We start from the raw sequence: 3,678 nt of genomic DNA, 5'->3' as shown, positions 1-3,678 counted from the left end.
TAACACGCTTCCCGACCCCTCGGGTTTTCCGTTGTGGGGGTTGGGTGTTCGCCCGGCGCAGCTCGTCCGGCGCCGGACGCCCCACCGGCAGCACCCCGTGGCGGCCGGCCTCGGCCAGCCCCGGGTGCTCGGCGAGCAGCGGGCCGCACTGGTCGGAGCGGACCACCAGCACCACCCGGCACCGGGCCGGCGCCGCCACCGGCAGCCCGTCCGACGCCCCGTCCGGATCGCCCGCGGCGGTCGCCACCAGCGCGTCCAGGAAGCGCGCCCGCTCGGCGGCGTCCCGGCAGCGGGTGCGCAGCTGCTCGGCCTGGTCGACCACCAGGACCGGGTCCCCGGCCGTCGGTCCGGACCCGCCGCGCCTCGTCTCCCCGGCCCGCTGCCCGAGCCGGGCGAGCGCGAGCGCGTACGCCTCCATGGGTCGTTCACCGGGGGTCAGCAGCGCCACCGGGACACCGCCGTCGGCCGGGGGCCGGCCCGCTCCGCCCCCGGCCCCGGGTCTCCCGGTGGTGGCGCCGGTGACGGCACCGGTGGCGGCGGGCGCGCCGAGCCGGGCCAGCAGACCGGCTCTGACCAGCGAGGACTTGCCCGCCCCGGACGGCCCGGAGACGATCACCAGCCGCCGTTCGGCCAGCAGGGCGACCAGCCGGTCCAGCAGCGCCTCGCGGCCGAAGAACCGCTCGGCGTCGGCCGCCTCGAACGCGGCCGCGCCCGGGTAGGGGGCCCGTCCGACGTCCTGGGCGCGCCGCCGGGCGCACTGTTCGGCGGCCAGTTCGGCGGCGAGCAGCTGCCAGCGGTGCCGCCACTCCCGCACGTCCCCGCCGCAGGCCTGCACGTAGGCGAGGGTGACGGCGAGGCTGGGCAGCCGCCGCCCTCCCGCGGCCACCGACAGGCTGGCCGCCGAGCAGTGCGCCCGCAGGGCGAGTTGACGGTACGGCGGACGTCCGGCGCGCTCCCGCAGGGCCCGCAGATCGCCCGCGAAGCGCAGCAGCGGCCCGTCCCCGGGGTCCAGTGGACTTTCCCGACGCGGCACGACGGCCCCCCTTCTCCGTTGAAGCGGTGTCCTGAAACCTTGAGTGCCCACGCGCCACACGCGCCGCGTGCGCCTCGTGTCCATCCCCCCGTTGATTCATCATGCACAGGACCGTTGGCGTCAAACAATGGTGCGTACGGGTCGGTTGTTCCGAGTTGATGTTCAATGTCCAGCCGTACGGCGCCGAACAAAGCCGGTGGGATAGAACCGGAACCCGCAGCCCTCGCTGACTTCGGAGACATCCATGAGGTTCACGCGGTACTGCCGTTCCCTCCTGTCCACACCCGCGATGGCGGTGGAGCGGTACACCAAGAGCCACCAGTCCGGGGCCGACATCGCCATGGTCGATCTGGAGGATTCGGTCCCACCCACCCGGAAGGAGGAGGCCCGCCGGCTCGCCGAGGAGTTCTTCGCCCTCCCGTCCACCAAGCTCGCGCGCAGCGCGGTGCGCATCAACACCCTGTCCGGGCCCGACGGTCTGCGCGACCTGATCGCCATCGCCCGGTACCGGGTCAAACCGGACCTGGTCCTGATCCCGATGACGGAGTCCCCCCGGGACATCGAGATCGCCGCCGGCGCGCTCGGCGCGGACTGCCCGGAGACGGAGTTCCTGGCCGTCGTGGAGACCCCGCTGGGCATCGAGAACGCGCCCGCCGTCGCGGCCGCCGGGCACCGGCTGCGCGGGCTGGTCTTCGGCTCGGCCGACTACGCCTTCGCGGTCGGCGCCCGGCTCTCCTGGGAGGCCCTGGCCCACGCCCGCGCCCGGGTGGTCAACAGCGCCCGCGCCGCGGGGGTGGAGGCGATGGACGCGCCGTTCTTCGAGGTCACCGACCTCGACGGGCTGCGCCGGGAGGCCGGGCTCGCCCGGGACTTCGGGTTCAGCGGCAAGATCGCCGTCCATCCGCGCCAACTCGAGCTGATCAACGCGACGTTCAGCCCCGACGAGGAGCTGCTGGCGCGCGCCCGCCGGGTGGTCGCGGCGGGCCTGGAGAACGGCCGCTCGGTCACCGTGGTGGACGGCGTGATGGTCGGCATGCCGTTCTTCGAGGCCTCGCAGCGCCTGATCGAGCAGTTCGACCCGCCCCGGCCCGGCGGACCGCACGACCCGCAGCACCACGCGCCCACCGACACCCCGAACCACACGACGGAGAAGTGACGATGACCGAAGAATCCATCCTCGGCCCGCGCCGGTACCGCAACGCCGAGGCCATGCTGGCGAGCGCCGACCCGGTCTGGCAGGCGGCGGCCGCCAACGGCCTGATCGGCGTCACGGTGGACTCGGAGTCCAACAACCGGCTGACGGTCCGCGAGACCGGCCACGAGTTCGCCAACATGGTCTCCTGCTCGTACCTCGGCCTGAACAACCACCCCGCGGTCCTGGCCGGCGCGGTGGACGCGCTGACCGAGGCCCGCGGCACCTCGCTGGTCCTCTCCACCACCAGGATCCGGCACAACCTGCTGGTGCGGCTGGAGGAGGAACTCGGCGAGCTGTTCGGCGCGAACATCCTGCCGGGGGCGTCCTGTACCACGCTCACCGCCGGCATCCTGCCGCTGATCGCCTCCGGCCACCTGGACGGCACCTGCCAGGGCGGCGGCGGCCCCCGGGTGATGGTCTTCGACCGCTTCTGCCACTTCTGCATGGCGTACATGAAGCCGATCTGCGCGGACGAGTCGCTGGTGCTGACCTGCCCGCACAACGACCTGAACTACCTGGAGGACATCTGCCGCAAGTACCCGCGGGTCGCCTACGTCGCCGACGGCGCCTACTCGATGGGCGGCACCGCGGCCCTCGACGGGCTGCTCGAACTCCAGGACCGCTACGGGCTGTTCCTCTACATCGACGACTCCCACTCGCTGTCCATCGCGGGCGAGCGCGGCGAGGGCTACGTCCGCTCCCGGCTGGAGATGAACCCGCTGACGGTGATCACCGCCAGCCTCGGCAAGGCCTTCGGCACCAGCGGCGGCGTCGCGATGCTCGGCAACCGGGAGCAGTTCGAGTTCCTGCACCGGCACGCCGGCCCGATCGGCTGGTCGCAGAACATCCCGCTGCCGATGGTCGGCGCCTCGCTGGCCAGCGCCGCCATCCACCGCTCCCCCGAACTGGCCGAGCTCCAGGGCGCGCTGGCCCGCAACATCGAGCTCTTCGACGAGCTGCTGCCGACCACCTTCGCGGGCAACGGCCTGCCGGTGCGCCGGGTCGACGTCGGGGAGGCCGAGCGGGCGGTCAAACTGTCCGCCCAGCTCTTCGAACGCGGCTTCTACAGCTCCGCGGTGTTCTTCCCGATCGTGCCCAAGGGCGAGGCCGGACTGCGGCTGATGCTGCGCGCCGACATGGACGAGCGGCTGATCCGCGAGTTCGCCGGCCACGTCAAGGAACTCACCGCCGACCTCTAGGACCCGGGAGCAACCGCCATGGAAGGAACCGAACCCGCCGGCTACCGGCGGATCGGCGAGCGCCGCTACCGCGAGGTGGTCGGGCGCTACTACGAGGAGTTCGAGGTCGGCGAGGTGGTCGAGCACCGCCCCGGACGGACCGTCACCGAGCTCGACAACGTGCTGATGAGCATGCTGAGCATGAACGACGCCCCGCTGCACATCGACGCCGCCTACAGCGCCCACACCCCCTGGGGGAAGCCGATCGTCTC

General features: G+C 72.8%; 4 protein-coding genes. 3 read left to right on the top strand and 1 reads right to left on the bottom strand.

Features of this window, described 5'->3' with window-relative positions:
- On the bottom strand, window positions 1–1,033 hold a 1,033-nt coding region (locus tag ACWDCZ_RS39390), incomplete at its 3' end, for an nSTAND1 domain-containing NTPase (protein ID WP_449818476.1).
- Between the two features lie 244 nt (window positions 1,034–1,277).
- Between ACWDCZ_RS39390 and ACWDCZ_RS39385 the strand changes: the two genes are divergently transcribed.
- From ACWDCZ_RS39385 to ACWDCZ_RS39375, 3 genes are all read left to right on the top strand, one after another.
- Complete coding sequence (locus ACWDCZ_RS39385; RefSeq protein ID WP_117486016.1) at window positions 1,278–2,189, top strand: HpcH/HpaI aldolase/citrate lyase family protein; 912 nt, start codon at window positions 1,278–1,280, stop codon at window positions 2,187–2,189.
- Window positions 2,190–2,191: 2 nt separating this feature from the next.
- Entirely contained in the window at window positions 2,192–3,427 is a 1,236-nt protein-coding gene (locus ACWDCZ_RS39380) for an 8-amino-7-oxononanoate synthase family protein (protein WP_199823146.1), read from the top strand.
- Window positions 3,428–3,445: 18 nt separating this feature from the next.
- Window positions 3,446–3,678 (top strand): MaoC/PaaZ C-terminal domain-containing protein (locus ACWDCZ_RS39375; protein ID WP_449818475.1); only part of this gene is annotated, 233 nt, incomplete at its 3' end.

Source organism: Kitasatospora sp. NPDC001225, from assembly GCF_053597855.1.
Note: the sequence above shows the minus strand (reverse complement) of the source record. Positions and strands in the feature narration are given on the sequence as shown.

Excerpts from the sequence above, each read along its gene's own strand:
- ACWDCZ_RS39385 (WP_117486016.1), top strand. The coding sequence starts at position 1,278 with ATGAGGTTCACGCGGTACTGCCGTTCCCTCCTGTCCACACCCGCGATG.
- ACWDCZ_RS39380 (WP_199823146.1), top strand. The coding sequence starts at position 2,192 with ATGACCGAAGAATCCATCCTCGGCCCGCGCCGGTACCGCAACGCCGAG.